This window comes from Halobellus captivus (genome assembly GCF_007655485.1).
GTDB classification, from domain to species: Archaea; Halobacteriota; Halobacteria; order Halobacteriales; family Haloferacaceae; genus Haloquadratum; species Haloquadratum captivum.
Map to the genome: position 1 here is coordinate 200,250 of NZ_VJXQ01000001.1, position 14,261 is coordinate 214,510.

15 protein-coding genes are annotated in these 14,261 nt (G+C 64.2%); 9 read left to right on the plus strand and 6 right to left on the minus strand.

Features of this window, described 5'->3' with window-relative positions; all coding sequences use genetic code 11:
- The first annotated feature begins 10 nt into the window (after window positions 1-10).
- Window positions 11-2,008, plus strand: a complete 1,998-nt coding sequence (locus tag FJT57_RS00950; RefSeq protein ID WP_144900939.1) for a DEAD/DEAH box helicase — start codon at window positions 11-13, stop codon at window positions 2,006-2,008.
- Between the two features lie 69 nt (window positions 2,009-2,077).
- Window positions 2,078-3,355, plus strand: a complete 1,278-nt coding sequence (gene rbcL, locus FJT57_RS00955; RefSeq protein WP_144900940.1) for a type III ribulose-bisphosphate carboxylase — start codon at window positions 2,078-2,080, stop codon at window positions 3,353-3,355.
- Window positions 3,356-3,475: 120 nt separating this feature from the next.
- Here the strand turns inward: rbcL and FJT57_RS00960 are convergent, their stop codons facing one another.
- The 5 genes from FJT57_RS00960 to FJT57_RS00980 form a co-directional block, all read right to left on the minus strand.
- On the minus strand, window positions 3,476-4,087 hold the full coding sequence (locus tag FJT57_RS00960) for a hypothetical protein (RefSeq protein WP_144900941.1): 612 nt from the start codon (window positions 4,085-4,087) through the stop codon (window positions 3,476-3,478).
- Window positions 4,088-4,203: 116 nt separating this feature from the next.
- Entirely contained in the window at window positions 4,204-5,172 is a 969-nt protein-coding gene (locus FJT57_RS00965; RefSeq protein ID WP_144900942.1) for a ribose 1,5-bisphosphate isomerase, read from the minus strand.
- 82 nt (window positions 5,173-5,254) lie between these two features.
- Window positions 5,255-5,686 carry a thioredoxin gene (trxA, locus tag FJT57_RS00970; protein ID WP_144900943.1) on the minus strand — a complete coding sequence of 144 codons (432 nt, stop codon included), beginning with the start codon at window positions 5,684-5,686 and terminating at the stop codon, window positions 5,255-5,257.
- A 108-nt stretch (window positions 5,687-5,794) separates the two neighbouring features.
- Window positions 5,795-6,088, minus strand: coding sequence for a DUF7521 family protein (locus tag FJT57_RS00975; RefSeq protein WP_144900944.1), 294 nt, complete (start codon window positions 6,086-6,088; stop codon window positions 5,795-5,797).
- Window positions 6,088-6,462, minus strand: a complete 375-nt coding sequence (locus FJT57_RS00980; protein ID WP_144900945.1) for a winged helix-turn-helix domain-containing protein — start codon at window positions 6,460-6,462, stop codon at window positions 6,088-6,090. The genes FJT57_RS00975 and FJT57_RS00980 overlap by 1 nt, the downstream gene beginning before the upstream one ends.
- A gap of 944 nt (window positions 6,463-7,406) precedes the next feature.
- On the opposite strand from FJT57_RS00980, the gene FJT57_RS00985 reads away from it, so the two are divergent.
- The 3 genes from FJT57_RS00985 (at window position 7,407) to FJT57_RS00995 (ending at window position 10,017) form a co-directional block, all read left to right on the plus strand.
- Window positions 7,407-8,318 carry a ParA family protein gene (locus FJT57_RS00985; RefSeq protein ID WP_144900946.1) on the plus strand — a complete coding sequence of 304 codons (912 nt, stop codon included), beginning with the start codon at window positions 7,407-7,409 and terminating at the stop codon, window positions 8,316-8,318.
- Window positions 8,319-8,320: 2 nt separating this feature from the next.
- A complete protein-coding gene (locus FJT57_RS00990; protein WP_238993870.1) occupies window positions 8,321-8,746 on the plus strand; it encodes a hypothetical protein in 426 nt (141 codons plus the stop codon).
- 239 nt (window positions 8,747-8,985) lie between these two features.
- Window positions 8,986-10,017: a succinylglutamate desuccinylase/aspartoacylase family protein gene (locus FJT57_RS00995; RefSeq protein WP_144900947.1), complete on the plus strand. Its 1,032-nt coding sequence runs from the start codon at window positions 8,986-8,988 to the stop codon at window positions 10,015-10,017.
- A gap of 26 nt (window positions 10,018-10,043) precedes the next feature.
- Here the strand turns inward: FJT57_RS00995 and FJT57_RS01000 are convergent, their stop codons facing one another.
- A complete protein-coding gene (locus FJT57_RS01000) occupies window positions 10,044-10,559 on the minus strand; it encodes a macro domain-containing protein (RefSeq protein ID WP_144900948.1) in 516 nt (171 codons plus the stop codon).
- Between the two features lie 131 nt (window positions 10,560-10,690).
- Between FJT57_RS01000 and FJT57_RS01005 the strand changes: the two genes are divergently transcribed.
- The 4 genes from FJT57_RS01005 (at window position 10,691) to FJT57_RS01020 (ending at window position 14,238) form a co-directional block, all read left to right on the plus strand.
- Window positions 10,691-11,542, plus strand: coding sequence for an inositol monophosphatase family protein (locus tag FJT57_RS01005; protein WP_144900949.1), 852 nt, complete (start codon window positions 10,691-10,693; stop codon window positions 11,540-11,542).
- 75 nt (window positions 11,543-11,617) lie between these two features.
- Window positions 11,618-12,076 carry a CopD family protein gene (locus FJT57_RS01010; RefSeq protein WP_144900950.1) on the plus strand — a complete coding sequence of 153 codons (459 nt, stop codon included), beginning with the start codon at window positions 11,618-11,620 and terminating at the stop codon, window positions 12,074-12,076.
- Between the two features lie 13 nt (window positions 12,077-12,089).
- Complete coding sequence (locus FJT57_RS01015) at window positions 12,090-12,557, plus strand: PH domain-containing protein (protein ID WP_144900951.1); 468 nt, start codon at window positions 12,090-12,092, stop codon at window positions 12,555-12,557.
- 1 nt (window position 12,558) lies between these two features.
- Window positions 12,559-14,238, plus strand: a complete 1,680-nt coding sequence (locus tag FJT57_RS01020) for a PH domain-containing protein (RefSeq protein ID WP_144900952.1) — start codon at window positions 12,559-12,561, stop codon at window positions 14,236-14,238.
- Window positions 14,239-14,261 lie beyond the last annotated feature (23 nt).

Sequence of the window (14,261 nt, forward strand, 5' to 3'; positions counted from 1 at the left end):
ACACGCAGATGTGCACGTCAGCGACCTCCCCGTCTCCGCGGCCGTTCGCGAGCACTACCGCGCGTCGGGGATCGAGGAGCTCTACCCGCCGCAGGCGGCGGCCGTCGACGCCGGAATCACCGACGGGGAAAACGTCGTCGCGGCGATCCCGACGGCGTCGGGCAAGACGCTGATCGCGGAGCTGGCGATGTTGACCGCGGACGGGCCAGCGCTGTACGCCGTGCCCCTGCGCGCGCTCGCCCGCGAGAAGTACGAGTCGTTCGCGGCGCTTCCGGGCGTCAGCGTCGGCATCTCGACCGGCGATTTCGATTCCCCGGCCGAGGAGCTCGGCGGGGAAGATATCGTCGTCGCCACCGCTGAAAAGGTCGATTCCGCGATCAGAAACGGCGCGTCGTGGATCGAAGACCTCGCCTGCGTCGTCGTCGACGAGGTACATCTGCTCGGCCAGGAGCGTCGCGGCCCGACGCTGGAAGTCACGCTCGCGACGCTCCAGCGTCGCGCGCCGGGCGTCCAGATCGTCGCGCTCTCGGCGACCGTCGACAACCCCGCGGACATCGCGTCGTGGCTCGACGCGGCGCTCGTGGAGTCGACGTGGCGACCCGTCTCGCTCCGGACCGGGGTCTACGATGGTAAGGACGTCAGCTTCGACGACGGGTCGACGCTCGACGTGGACGTCGGCGACGTCGGTTCGAACGCGGACCGGGACACCGAAGCGACCGCCGAACTCGTCGCCGACGCCATCGACTCGGGCGGGCAGTGTCTCGCGTTCGTTCGCTCACGCAGCGAGGCGGAGTCGCTGGCGGTGCGTCTCTCGGAGGAGGACTTCGGGATCGATGAGTCGGCTGCGACCGACCTCGCGGCGCGGATCCGGGAGGTCGACGGCACGTCGACCGGGCGACGCCTGGCGGCGGCGGCCGAATCGGGCGTCGCGTTCCACCACGCCGGGTTAGTGAGCGAGCACCGCGCGCTCGTCGAGCGCGGGTTCCGAGAGCGCGAACTCGGGGTACTGTGTGCGACGCCGACGCTCGCGGCTGGCGTCAACGTGCCCGCGCGTCGCGTCGTCGTGCGCGATCTCGAACGCTACACCGGCGAGGAGATGTCGAATCTACCGGTGCTCGAAGTCCATCAGATGTGCGGACGCGCCGGGAGGCCCCACCTCGACCCCTACGGCGAAGCGGTCCTGATCGGCGAGCCCCACACGGCCGAAGAACTCTGGGACCGCTACGTCGACGCCGGGCCCGAGGCGGTCGAATCGCAACTGACCGCGAGAGAGGCGCTCCGCACGCACGTCCTCTCGGTCGTCGCCTCGGGATTCGCCGACTCGACCGCGAGCGTGCTCGACCTCCTGGACGCGACGTTCTTCGCGCATCAATCGCCCGACGTCGACCTCTCCGGGGTGGTCGACAGCGTCACCGAGGAGTTAGGCGAGATGGAGCTGCTGGCGGTCGACGGCGAGGCGACGGGTGACAGCGGAGACCCCAGTGCGACGTCGCTCGCCGCCACCGATCTCGGAGAGACCGTTTCACGACAGTATATTCGCCCGGAGACGGGCGCGCGGCTCATCGCGGGAATCAGAACGATCCGGACGATGCCGGAGGAGCACGTCACGCCGCTCACAGCGCTCGGGGTCGTCTGTGCGACGCCGGACATGCGGGGAACGTACCTCGGCAACCGCGAGCGCGCCGACATCTACCGATACGCCTCGCGGCACGCCGCGGAGTTCACGACCGCGCCCGACGAAGCCGACGATTTCGAGGCGTGGCTCTGTGCAGTGAAACTGGCGCGTCTCGTCTTCGAGTGGGGTGAGGGCGCGACGATCGAAGACCTCGTCGACCGGTTCCGGGTCGGCCCCGGCGACGTCGAATCTCACGTCGAGCGGACGGTCTGGCTCCTCGGCGCGGGCGACGCACTGGCGACGACACTCGGTTCGGACGTCGGGGTGTTCGATCGGGTCCGGGAAACGCTCGGGGAGTCGATGTCGGACGAGGTCGAACGGCGACCCCGCTGACCGAGGTCAGCCTCGGCACCCCGCGCCGCCGTCGGACTTTATGGGCGTGCGGCGTGAAGTCTGAGGGGTATGGCCGGAATCACCTACGAGGACTTCATCGACCTGTCGTTCGAGCCGTCCGCCGACGACCTCGTCTGCACCTTCCGCATCGTCCCCGCCGAGGGAATGGACGTCGAGGCCGCGGCTTCCCGCGTCGCCTCCGAGTCGTCGAACGGGACGTGGGCGGCGCTGCCGACCGGCGCGGGATTCACCGATATGCGCGCGATGGCGTTCGAGATCGACGGCGGAGCAACCGAAGCCGCGGGCGACGACGCGTCCGAGATCAAGGTGGCCTACCCGGAGGGGCTCTTCGAGCCGGGGAGCATGCCGCAGATCCTCTCGTGCATCGCGGGCAACATTATGGGGATGAAGGCCGTCGAGACGATTCGGCTTGTCGACTGCGAGTGGCCCGAGGGACTCGCGACGTCGTTCTCGGGGCCGCAGTTCGGCTCCGCGGTCCGCCAAGAGATCTTCGGCGTCGACGACCGGCCGATCCTCGCGACCGTTCCGAAGCCGAAGGTGGGGCTCTCCACGGAACGGCACGCCGAGGTCGGCTACGAGGCGTGGACCGGCGGCGTCGATCTCCTGAAGGACGACGAGAACCTGACCGATCAGGGGTTCAATCCCTTCCACGATCGACTCGTCGAGAGCCTCGCGAAGCGCGATCGGGCCGCCGAAGAGACCGGGGAGCCGAAGTCGTACCTGATCAACGTCACCGCGGGCACCAACGAGATGCTCGAACGCGTCGACCAAGTCGCCGCCGAGGGCTGTGAGTACGTGATGGTCGACGTCATCACGACCGGGTGGGCCGCGGTGCAGACCGTCCGGGAACGCTGCGAGGAACTCGGAATCGCGATCCACGCCCACCGCGCGATGCACGCCGCGTTCGACCGCCTCCCGGACCACGGCGTCTCGATGCGCGTGCTCGCCCAGGTATCTCGCCTCGTCGGCGTTGACCAGCTCCACACCGGCACGGCTGGCCTCGGAAAGCTCGCCAACGAGGACACCGTCGGCATCAACGCGTGGCTCCGCGACGATCTCTACGGGCTCAACGACGTGCTTCCGGTCGCCTCCGGCGGCCTACACCCCGGATTGGTTCCGGACCTCCTGGACGCGACCGGAACCAACGTCTGCGTGCAGGCTGGCGGTGGGATCCACGGCCACCCCGACGGCACCCACGAAGGAGCGAAGGCGCTCCGGGCGTCCGTCGAGGCCTACGTCGAGGGGATCTCGCTGGATTCGAAGGCAGAGGAGAGCCCCGCGCTTCGGACCGCGATCGAGAAATGGGGAACCGAAACGCCGCGGTGAGAGATATCGGCACCGCAGAGATTTGTGGTCGCCGAGTCGATCCGTCGGAGTCGACACCAGCCAGTCGGAGTCGACACCAGCCAGTCGGAGTCGGTATGGATCGGTCGAAGTCGGCATACGTCAATCCGAGTCGGCACCGACCGACTCGTCCTCCCGTCTGTCGCTAACTGAACCCGTCTCGATCCGGTTCCGATACAGGAGCGCTGCTCCCGCAAACAGCGCCGCACCGCTCGTGTTCACGATGAGGTCGAGGACCGTGTCGACGACGTAGAACTCCAGCGTCCAGTGGTACCAGAACGTCTTGAAGACGAATTCGTACACCTCGAACCCCGCGCCGATCGCGAGCACCGCCGCGACGAGCCACAGCGGTGAGTGAAGCGTCGCGTCGCGGAAGGTGAACGCGAGTACCGCAGCCACGCCGAGGCCGCCCATCGCGTGCGTGAGCAGATCCCACCACGGCAACGCGGTGTACACGTTGTAGTAGACGCCGCCGAAGTGCAGCACTGACACGAGGACCGACCAGGCCGCGATAGCGACCCACCCCAGCGTCAGTCGGTCACCGCGAGGGAGTTCGTCTCGGAGTCGCCCGAGGAGAACTCTCGGCCACGAGGTGAGTGTGCGACCGTCGGGAAATCCGGGTGTTCGCATCGTCGCCCACGACGCGACCAGCGCGAGGAGGAAGGAACCGACGCCGACGACGGATTTAGCGGTGAGATGCGGGAGGGTCTCCATCGCTCCCGGATCTCAGCTACGTCGGTAAAACTCTTCTGTGCTCGGAGTGCACGGCTTTCTCCACCGAGCATTCAGTTTCCAACCCACGAGCATTCAGCCCCCAATCCACCGGATGCTCAGGCCTCCGCCCACGGCTCCGTCGTCCCCTCACCGAACAGTTCGCGCATCAGTGTCACGATGCTCTCGGGCGGGAACTGTCCGCGCTCGGTCACGATCGCGTCGACGTATCGCGGCGGCGTCACGTCGAACGCGGGATTCAGGACGTCGATGTCGCCTATCTCGCGCTCGGCCGCCTCGTCGATCACCTCGCGCTCGTCGCGCATCTCGATATCGACGGTGTGTCCGGTGAGCGTGTCGGGGTGGAGTTTGATCGTCTGCGCCGCGCAGACGATCGGCGTTCCCCGATCGCGGGCGTTGACCGCGAGCCCGCTCGTGCCGATCTTGTTGATCACCGACCCGTCGGCGGCGATGCTGTCGGCACCGACGAGGACGTGATCGACCTCGTTGAGGTATCGGCGCGCCGCGGAATCGACGATGAGCGTGACGTCGACACCCAACGCTGCGAGCGCTTCGGCGGTGATGTGGCCCTGATTTCTCGGTCGCGTCTCTTTGACGTACGCCGACAGCGATTTCCCATGCGCGACGGCTGTCTCGATGCACGAAACCACGTCGGTCGAGTGACAGTGCGTCATAATCGTATCGCCGTCGCGGAGCCGGTTCGCTCCGACCCGTCCGAGATCGTTTTGGGCGGTTTCGAGCCGCCGACAGAACTCCGAGACGCTGGCGTGGACGCTGGCAGCGAGTCGCTCGACCGTGTCGCCCTCAATGTCCCGAAAGACGTACCGGAGCGCGTTCGGGAGGCTCACCGCGGTCGGTCGGGTATCGTAAAGGACGCGGGCCGCCGCTCGAAGCTCGGCGTGAAATTCCTCGGGCGTGCCCGCGTTGCTGGCGGCGGCCTGTTCGCCGAGGGCCTCCGCGGCCGCGGCAGCGATGGTCGCCGCCCCCCGAATCTCCATCGATCCGATGTCCTCGGCCGTACGGTGGACCGCCTCGGAAACGTCGGCGTCGCCTCCGGAAGGACTCATACTGGCTATTCGTGCGCCCGAGTAAAAAGTGCGCTCACGGTTGGTGCCCTTCCAACGCTCTCGGAGGTACGTGCTGTTCAGCCTACAGATGCTGCTCGATCAGCGAGCGGAGTGACGATTCGTCGCGGACGCCCACGATCTGTTCGACTGCTTCACCGTCGCTGAACAACAGCAGCGTCGGTACGCCGCGGACCTGATACTGCTGGGCGAGCTGTTGGTTCTGGTCGATGTCCACTTTCGCCACTGCGGCATCGGTCGTTTCGGCCAGCGACTGGACCGTCGGTTCGAGCATCTTGCACGGACCGCACCAGTCTGCATAGAAGTCGACGAGGAGAACGTCGTACGATTCGATTGCCTCCGCTAACTCCGATTCCCCGTGTATATGGATCGGTTCTGAGGGAACTGAATGGGCGCTATCCGGGCCACTGTCGGATTCGGCATCGGTTACCTGGGCTTCCAACTCCTCCCGTTTCCGAGCGCGGATCTCGTCTATCTCATTGGGTGATTCGCTCATCATCGCCCTGTAGGACTGCAACTCATAAAACAGTTATGCAAAATTTACACAAGATGGGTGACCGCTGCGAACACCCGACGTTCGGAGGGCTACTCGTCGACGCTGGAATCAATCGGCGTACAACGAGTACGTGATGACCGCGAAACCGACGAACGTCAAGATCGCATCGATGAGGAGGCCGGTCGCGAGGTCGACGCCGAAAATGACGTCGAACGTCCCGCCGAGCAGCGCCCCGAGCGTGATGATGCCGAACCCGATCGCGAGCGAGCGGAGGGCTGGTGTTCCGGTCTTTCGATACGCTTTCAACGAAAAGTACGTGATGAGTCCGCCGAGGACGAGGATGGCCGTCTTCACCACGATGATTCCCGTTGCGATGCTGGTCGTTGCGGTCGTGTGTACCATTATGTTTCCTCCCGTACAGCTGTCCAGATCTCCGCGAGGCGTTCTTCGGGACCCTTATCGATGTGGGCGATCCGTACGTTGAGCTCGCGAGACTCCGTGAGCGCGATGCGAACTTCCTCAAAAGCCACGGCGTAGGTCGTCGTGTGATGTCCGTCAGACCGGATTTCGGTCCCTTCTTCGAGGAGATCCGCCTCGGTCAGCAGATCCAGTTTCCGATACGTCGTCGAGAGCGGAATATCGGTCTGTTCCGATATTTCACTCGCCGTTTGAGGCTCCACCAGCGCCCTGATGATGGCTCTGGCGTCCGCGTCGTCGAGTGCATCGAGGACGGATCCCAGATCCGCAGATTCTCTCACGGCCGACTCCCGCGCCATTACCGGATGCTGGGTTAGGACTTGTATTAATCTCCCGGATGTGTCCGCGAGGTGTTCCGTTCTGCGAGAGTCCATACGCTCCACATATTGTATTGCGGTATGTGATTTATTCACCGTCGTTAATTCACCAGCGAGCGCTGTAGATCCTGCAATAGAGGATAAACTACCCGACAGTGTGACTGTCGCGTGGGTCGCAAATGCACAATTCCGTAACCATCATCCTCGCTCATGGTGAGACAGACTCTTTTTCGGGGTGAATCCACAGTCAACCGACGATGGTCGGATCTGGATGTCGTCCCGTACGCACCACTGGGACAGCGGACGGCACGACCCGCCATACCAATTGATCGGCAGGGTGCATAGCGTAGGTAACGGTACAGTCTCGATTGGGGCCTCGAGGTTCCACCATCAAATCATCAATCGCTGATTCGTTTAGCCTGGGTGATCGACTCCGCATTTCTGCAGATCTCTTCAAGTTTGTACGTCGCCGATTCAACGATTCAAAACCATTGTATCTGTGATTCCTTGATTCTTTTATTCTTTGAATCAGCGATACAGTGATTCAGCGAGTTAGCGAATCGAGGAATACCTGATTCAACGAATGTGCGAATCCAAGATCCCTTGCGCTTTTGTATCACGAAATCGCAGAGTTGCAGATTCAATGAATAATAGACTCCTTAATTCTCAAATTCCCTGATTCACTGATCCGATGAATCACAGATTCAATGAGTTAAGGAGCCACGTTCGGACCAGCACTTCTTTGGAACGGTACTGCGATTTTCTGTTTTCGAATCAGTGACTCTTTGATTCACTGAGTTGTTGATAGGGACGAAATACGTTCATAAAGCCCCTACTGCCCCTTTCCGGGAATAACGTCTTTGATACAAAGATCAAATTTCGGGATCGGATATAGATTTATGAATCAATGAATCAATGAACGATCGATGACTGACGCACCACGTGGATGGGCCGTCACGCCGTCAACTGAGATCCCCACTGTCGCCTTCGGCAATCAAAAGGGCGGAACTGGGAAAACGACGGCGACGATTAACAGCGCGGCGGCACTGGCCACTCGCGATCACGAGGTCCTCGCGATCGATTTGGATCCCCAGGCGGATCTGACGAAGGGGCTCGGTCTGGGCCCGGGCGACGACACCGACCCATCGAACCCGAAGAACGCGCTCCCGAACACGCTCGTCACCGACGATGCGAACCTCTTGGACGTCCTCGTCGACAACCCGCGGACGCACGATACGAACCTCTCGGAAATCGTGATCCGAGCCGACGAGTACGATCACCTGAACTTCGACTTGGTTCCGAGCCACAAGGATATGGGTCTCGCCAGGGACTGGATGGACGACGCCAACGCCCGTCTCTCGCTGAAAGTAGCCCTCGAAGAGCTGGTCGAAGACGGGTACGACTACGATTTCATACTCATCGATTGCCCGCCGGATCTCTCAGTACTCACCGATGCGGCGTTCATCGCCTCCCAAAACGCCCTTTTAGCCGCACAAACCCAGGCCACGTCGCGAGACGCGCTGGACGATCTGTGGGACCAACTCGAATCGATCGAAGACAATCAACAGATCGAAATCGGGATCGTCGGTCTCCTCGCCAATATGTACAGAGACGACGGCCAATCGAGGAAGTTCGAGACCGTGTTCACGGAGTCCTTCGCCTCAATGGCACCGATTTTCAAACTCCCGATGCGCGTCGCGATTCAGCGCGCGTGGGATAACGGACGGGACATCTTCGAGTGGGAGGATGCGAACGACCAACAGGTCGAACGCGACGTCTTCGGAGATATCGCCGAAACGATGGAACGGGCGTTCGACAGAGCGCCGGTGGAGGCGTAACGATGCCCCGAGGAATGGACGAGCGGTTTGCGACCCCGGGGGGAGACGACGGAGAAGAGCCTACCGGGAACGAAGCCCCGCTGACGGAATCCCGAAGCGATTCATCGAAGGACGACGGCTCGTCTCCGCAGGGTAGTCCCTCCGCGTCCGATGCGGAATCGACGAACGCCGAACAGCGCGAAGCGGACGACGAACCGCTCAACATCCGCGAGGACTGGGATTCGGCGACGATATACGTCGAGCCCGAACAGAGCGAGGACATCGAGATCGCCTTCACTCGGTTGAAAAAGCAACTGCAACGCGAAGATACCACCCTGGAGAAGAACAAACACTTCTATCGCGGTATTTTCGAGATCGCCTTCGACGAGCACCGAGAAGAAACCAAAGCGCGGATCCGCGAACTCGCGGCTGCCGACAGCGATCACTGACTCACGGATTCAATGAGTTTGTGATCCTTGTCCGGGGGTGTCGACGATCCGATTCTCACATTGACGCGACTATATAGTGTACGATACGAGTCAATAAACCAATAACTGCGATATAATTTCCGAACAACGGGCCGAAACGGCGGTGGTCCCCCTAGGGGAGACGTGATAGTGCCGCGGAGTGACACTCTTCCGAGGAGCGCGGACGTGCTACTTTATTAGCGGGGCTCTTTGGACCGTCTATGAGCGACCCGAAGCCGTTCAGATACGACGCAGAGGTGCCCGCCGGAGAGACGCGCCACCTCCGCTATGAGATCAGCGAGACGTACCTCGGCGATCCTGTCGAAATACCCGTGACGATCATCAACGGTGAGAGGGGCGGTCCGACAGCGTTTCTGTCCGCGGCGATTCACGGCGATGAACTGAACGGTGTGAAGGTACTCCAAGAAGTGGCAGACCGGTACGACCCCACCGACCTCCACGGAACGATCGTCTGCGTACACGTCGCCAACGTTCCTGGGTATCTCGCACAGCAGCGCTACATTCCGATATACGATTTGGACCTGAACCGGTCATTTCCGGGACGGGCAGGCTCGAACACGGCCGAACGAATGGCGAACCAGATCTACGAGCGGTTCGTCAAGCCCTGTGACTTCGCCCTCGACTTCCATACGTCGACGCGAAACCGGACGACGATGTACCACGTCCGTGCCGACACGGGCAATCCGGCGGTCAACAGACTCGCCCGTGCGTTCGGCTCGAACCTCATCCTGTCGGGTGAGGCGGATCAGGGATCGCTGCGCACGGTCGCGACGAGAGACGAGATTCCGACGATCACCGTCGAGATGGGGCGCGCGCACCGATTCCAACCGGAGTTGATCGAGCGCGCACTCGACGGCGTCGAGAGCGTCCTCGCGGAGTACGAAATGCTCCCCGAGGCCACGGTCCAGTGGCCGGGATGGACGAAGGTCGTCGACGGCGACGGCGAAAAGACGTGGCTCCGCGCCGACACCGGCGGACTCGTCGAGATGCAGTACGGTCCCGTTCCGCTCGTCCACGAGGGCGAGACGATCTGTACGATCACGGATCACTTCAAAGAGCGCGAGAAGCGCGTTGCGGCCCCGTTCACCGGCCTCATCATCGGTTCACTGCAGAATCCCGTAGCGGCCCCCGGGCACCCGCTGTGCCACCTCGTCGGCGTCGACGACGCGACGCTCCGAGAGATCGAACGCGAAATCGACGCCGGGGAGTTCAGCGAACGCCCGTGGATGTAGTGATGAAGCGCGAAAGCGCGACCGCCTCACGAACGCTGTGAACGAACCCCGTCCGCGACTCGCGAGGCCGTTCCGTGGTCGTCGTCCCCGTACGCGATGAATCGGACGTCTGAGAGCGAATCCGGGTCGAACGCAGCGATCTCTTCGAGGATAATCCGCGCGCCCGATTCGAGGTCGAAGCCCGCGACGCCGCAGCCCAGAGCCGGGATGACGAGCGAGTCACAACCGAGTTCGTCGGCGCGTTCGAGGGCGTTTCGCGCCGCGTCGCGGATGCTCTCCGCAGTCGCCTTTCCGTCCCCGTAATGCGGCATCGCCGCCGCGTGGATCACGTACTCGGCGTCGAGGTCGAACGCGTCTGTCACGGCGACTGCGCCGAGGTCGACCGGCCCCTGCTCGATGGCCGCCCGGTTCAACGCCGGGCCGCCGCCTCGTCTGAGTGCGCCCGCGACGCCGGATCCCATCCGAAGGCTCGTTCCCGCGGCGTTGACGAGGGCGTCAGCCGACTGCTGTGCGATGTCCCCGCGCACGACGGAGAAGTGCATAACAACAGTCGACGCCGAGTCGAAAAAACGTCTGCGCCGCACGTCGCGAGCAGATCGCACGATGCACCGAACGATGGACGTATCGGTCGATCTACCGAACTACTCTTGTCGAATTGGGCCCTCGGACGCGTATGACCGATCCATCGGTGGATCACGCCCGATTGCAGGAGACCGCTGCGAGCGCCGTTCGCGCCAGCGGTGCCTTCCTCCTCGACGCGTTCCGCGGCGATCCGATCGACGCCGAGTACGGCACTGACGACGTGAAGTCGGCCGCGGACCGCGTTGCCGAGGAGCGGGCGGTGACCGCGATCAGAGAGCGCTATCCCGACCACGCGATCCACGGCGAGGAGTCCGGGCGCAGCGGCGAGCACCGCTACGAGTGGGTCGTCGACCCGCTCGACGGGACCAATAACTTCGTCGCCGACATCCCGCTGTTCGCGGCGGCGGCGTGCGTCCTCGAGGACGGCGATCCGGTGGTTTCGGCGATCTACGAGCCGTTGCTCGACTCGCTGTATCTCGCACGACGTGGGAGCGGTGCGACCGTCGACGGCGACGCGCTCGTCGCCGAGAGCGAGCGGTCGCTCGCGCGTGGAACCGTCTCGTTCGTCGTGGGGCTTCCGGCCCTTCGCAACGAGGGTTACCGGACCGCCGCAGAGCGGGTCGAAGCCGCGGTCGACTCGCGCTGCAAGCGCGTCATCAACACCTGGTCGCCCTGCGTGGATTGGGGCCTCCTCGCGCGCGGGTCGATCGAGGGCCTCGTCGCCTACCGTCCGGACGTCTACGAACAGTACGCGGGTTCGCTACTCGCGGAGGAGAGCGGCGTCGTCCGTCGCGTGTTCGACATTGGAGAGGGGCGTAAAGCACTCGAAGAACGCGACGTCGGTACCGACGCGTCCGGCGTGAACGGCCTCTACGTGGCGGCGACCGATCGGGAAACGTGCGACCGACTCGTCGACGCGGCGACGGCTGCGCTCGATCGCTGAATCGTCTCCGTCGAGCACAACCCGCGTGCTTCGGAACCGCCGGGTTTCAAGCGCCGTCGGTCCTTTTCGCCACCTATGGTACTCGACACTGTGATGGTTACCCTACACGTTCTGGTGGGGGCGCTGTGGGTCGGTAGCGTCGTCTTCGTCGCCGGAGCGGTCCTCCCGGCCGCGGTCGAAGGGGCGCTTGACGCGGCCCCGCTGGAGAAAATCGCGGATCGACTCGTCTATCTCTCCCGCGGCGCGGCGGTCGTGATGTTCGTCACCGGCGGCCACCTCGCCGGAACGCGCTACACCGTCGAGACGCTCACGGGGAGCGGACGCGGACACTTGGTTCTCGCGATGCTCGCGCTGTGGCTCGTCCTGACCGCACTCGTCGAAATCGGCCGGAGCCGACTCGTCGACGGCCTGCGGGAAAAGCGCGTTCGCGCGCCCGCCGCCGACTCGACGGCGATCTTCCGTGCGGCGGCCGTCGTCGGAATCCTCCTGCTCGTCGACGCTGGACTGCTCGCATCGGGGATGGCGCCGTATTAAGAGGATACAAAGAATGAATCGGCTCGATCCCCGCATCCGAATCCTGTGGATCGTTCGCTCGATCCTGACCGCAGCCGTACTGGCCGGTATCGTCCTCGGCGTCAGCCGCTTCGTCGATCCGACGTGGCTGCCCGGGTGGCTGCCCGCGGCGGTCTTCGTCGGCGTCGGCGGTCTCGGCGTCGCGTTCGCGGTGCTCCGCTACCGGGCGTGGCGCTACGAGGTCCGCGAGGACTCGCTGTACCTCGAGCGCGGCGTGCTCACGCGAGTTCGGACCGTCGTTCCGTTCGTCCGCATTCAGCACGTCGACACGTCACGATCACCCACAGAACGGCTCGTCGGCCTCGCCAGCACCGTCGTTTACACGGCGGGATCCCGCGGTGCCGACGTGTCGGTCCCCGGACTCACGCCGAGCGATGCCGACGATCTCCGTGAGCGGCTGAAGCGGTTGGCGATCCGCTCGGAGGGCGAGGACGCGGTCTGAGATGCCCCGATCGCTCTCGCCGCTGTCGGTCCCGTACCGGGTGTTCCAGCGCGGCGGCGGAATCGTGGTCTTCCTCGCCTTCGCGGTGGGCGGCGGCGTCACGCTTCCGGGCCTCGGTCCCGCGGGGCCACTCGTGCTGGTGGGTGTCGCCCTCCTCGCGGTCGCCGCGCTCGTCGGCTACGAGGTCGCCTACGTCAGGCGGTTCAGCTACGAACTCGCGGCGGAGACGCTCGATATCGACTCCGGCGTCTTCTCGCGCCGAAGCCGCGAGATCCCGCTCCGTCGGATACAGAACGTCGACATCTCGCGGAACATCGTCCAGCGCGGGCTCGGTATCGCCGTCGTCTCATTCGAGACCGCCGGGGGCGGTGAGACCGAAGCCCAGCTCCGGTTCGTCACCTTCGACGAGGCCAAGCGCCTCCAGCGCGAACTAGCGCGGCTGAAGCGGGGCGGGGCGGTCGAGTCTGGGAGCGAAGCGGTGGCGACGGACGAAGGTGTGTCGGTGGATGAAGGGGTGGCGGGAGGAGGACGGCCGTCGACAGCGACGTTCGCGGAACCGGAGTCGACGGAGCTGTTCGCGCTCGACCGGAGCGAACTCGCGATCCTCGGCGCGCTGTCCGTGGACTTCCGCGTTCCCGGGGTTCTCTTCATTCTCGTCTCGACGGTCGGATCGACCGTCATCGGCAACTACCTGGAGTCAGTCCCCGGCCTCGCGCTCGCGGTGGTCGCGGTCGTCCTCGTCGTCGCCGTCGCGCTCGTCTCGTGGATCGCCGGGGCCGCCGCGTCGATCATCGAGTACTACGGCTTCCGGCTCGTTCGCTCGGGCGACGAACTGCAGTACGAGCGCGGGCTGCTCCAACGCTACGACGGATCGATCCCGTTCGACAAGATCCAGACGCTGACGATCGCGGACAACCCGCTGAAGCGGTACTTCGGCTATGCGACGCTCTACATCGAGACGGCGGGCTACACGCCCGGGAGTTCCGGTGCCGGAGGTCGGGGATCGGAGGCGGCGATTCCGCTCGCCAAACGGGAGCACGTTCTCGAACTCGTCGAGGAACTCGAACCCGTCGGCGACGTGTCGTTCGAGCGACCCCCCAAGCGCGCGCGGCGGCGTTATCTCGTTCGCTACCTGCTCGTCGTGGCCGTTTTCGCGGGAGCGCTCTACGGTGTCAGCGCGCTGCTCTCGCTCCCGTTCCCGTGGTGGATCTCGCTGTCTCTGCTCCCGGTCGCGGTCCTGTTCGCGCACCTCACCTGGCGCAACCGCGGCCACTGGCTGGGCGAGCACCACGTCGTCACCCGAAATGGCGTTCTCAGACGCGAGACGAAGATCGTGCCGTACTACCGGATCCAGACGGTCATCGACTCCCGGAGCGTCTTTCAAAGACGGCTCGGGCTCGCGACGGTCACAGTCGACACCGCCGGGTCGCTCTCGCTGGGCGGCCAAGACGCGGCCGCCGTCGACGTATCGAGCGCCCGCGCCGACGAGCTACGGGAGGAACTCGAAGCGCGGCTCGGTCGCGCCGTCGATGCGTATCGGTCCGGACGCGCCGGGATCGGAATAGCCGACGAGTACAACTCAGAGGCGGGGACGAACCATAACGAGGAGGCGGGAACGCACGGTGGAGGCGATTCCGGCGAAGCGACGGGTACGCCAGAGTCGCAAGGGGACGAGCGGTAACCGAGGGAGGGCCGACAACGGTC

Coding starts and splice junctions, on each gene's coding strand:
- rbcL (WP_144900940.1), top strand. CDS start 2,078: ATGGCCGGAATCACCTACGAGGACTTCATCGACCTGTCGTTCGAGCCG.
- FJT57_RS00960 (WP_144900941.1), bottom strand. CDS start 4,087: ATGGAGACCCTCCCGCATCTCACCGCTAAATCCGTCGTCGGCGTCGGT.
- FJT57_RS00965 (WP_144900942.1), bottom strand. CDS start 5,172: ATGAGTCCTTCCGGAGGCGACGCCGACGTTTCCGAGGCGGTCCACCGT.
- trxA (WP_144900943.1), bottom strand. CDS start 5,686: ATGAGCGAATCACCCAATGAGATAGACGAGATCCGCGCTCGGAAACGG.
- FJT57_RS00975 (WP_144900944.1), bottom strand. CDS start 6,088: ATGGTACACACGACCGCAACGACCAGCATCGCAACGGGAATCATCGTG.
- FJT57_RS00980 (WP_144900945.1), bottom strand. CDS start 6,462: ATGGCGCGGGAGTCGGCCGTGAGAGAATCTGCGGATCTGGGATCCGTC.
- FJT57_RS00985 (WP_144900946.1), top strand. CDS start 7,407: ATGACTGACGCACCACGTGGATGGGCCGTCACGCCGTCAACTGAGATC.
- FJT57_RS00990 (WP_238993870.1), top strand. CDS start 8,321: ATGCCCCGAGGAATGGACGAGCGGTTTGCGACCCCGGGGGGAGACGAC.
- FJT57_RS00995 (WP_144900947.1), top strand. CDS start 8,986: ATGAGCGACCCGAAGCCGTTCAGATACGACGCAGAGGTGCCCGCCGGA.
- FJT57_RS01000 (WP_144900948.1), bottom strand. CDS start 10,559: ATGCACTTCTCCGTCGTGCGCGGGGACATCGCACAGCAGTCGGCTGAC.
- FJT57_RS01005 (WP_144900949.1), top strand. CDS start 10,691: ATGACCGATCCATCGGTGGATCACGCCCGATTGCAGGAGACCGCTGCG.
- FJT57_RS01010 (WP_144900950.1), top strand. CDS start 11,618: ATGGTACTCGACACTGTGATGGTTACCCTACACGTTCTGGTGGGGGCG.
- FJT57_RS01015 (WP_144900951.1), top strand. CDS start 12,090: ATGAATCGGCTCGATCCCCGCATCCGAATCCTGTGGATCGTTCGCTCG.
- FJT57_RS01020 (WP_144900952.1), top strand. CDS start 12,559: ATGCCCCGATCGCTCTCGCCGCTGTCGGTCCCGTACCGGGTGTTCCAG.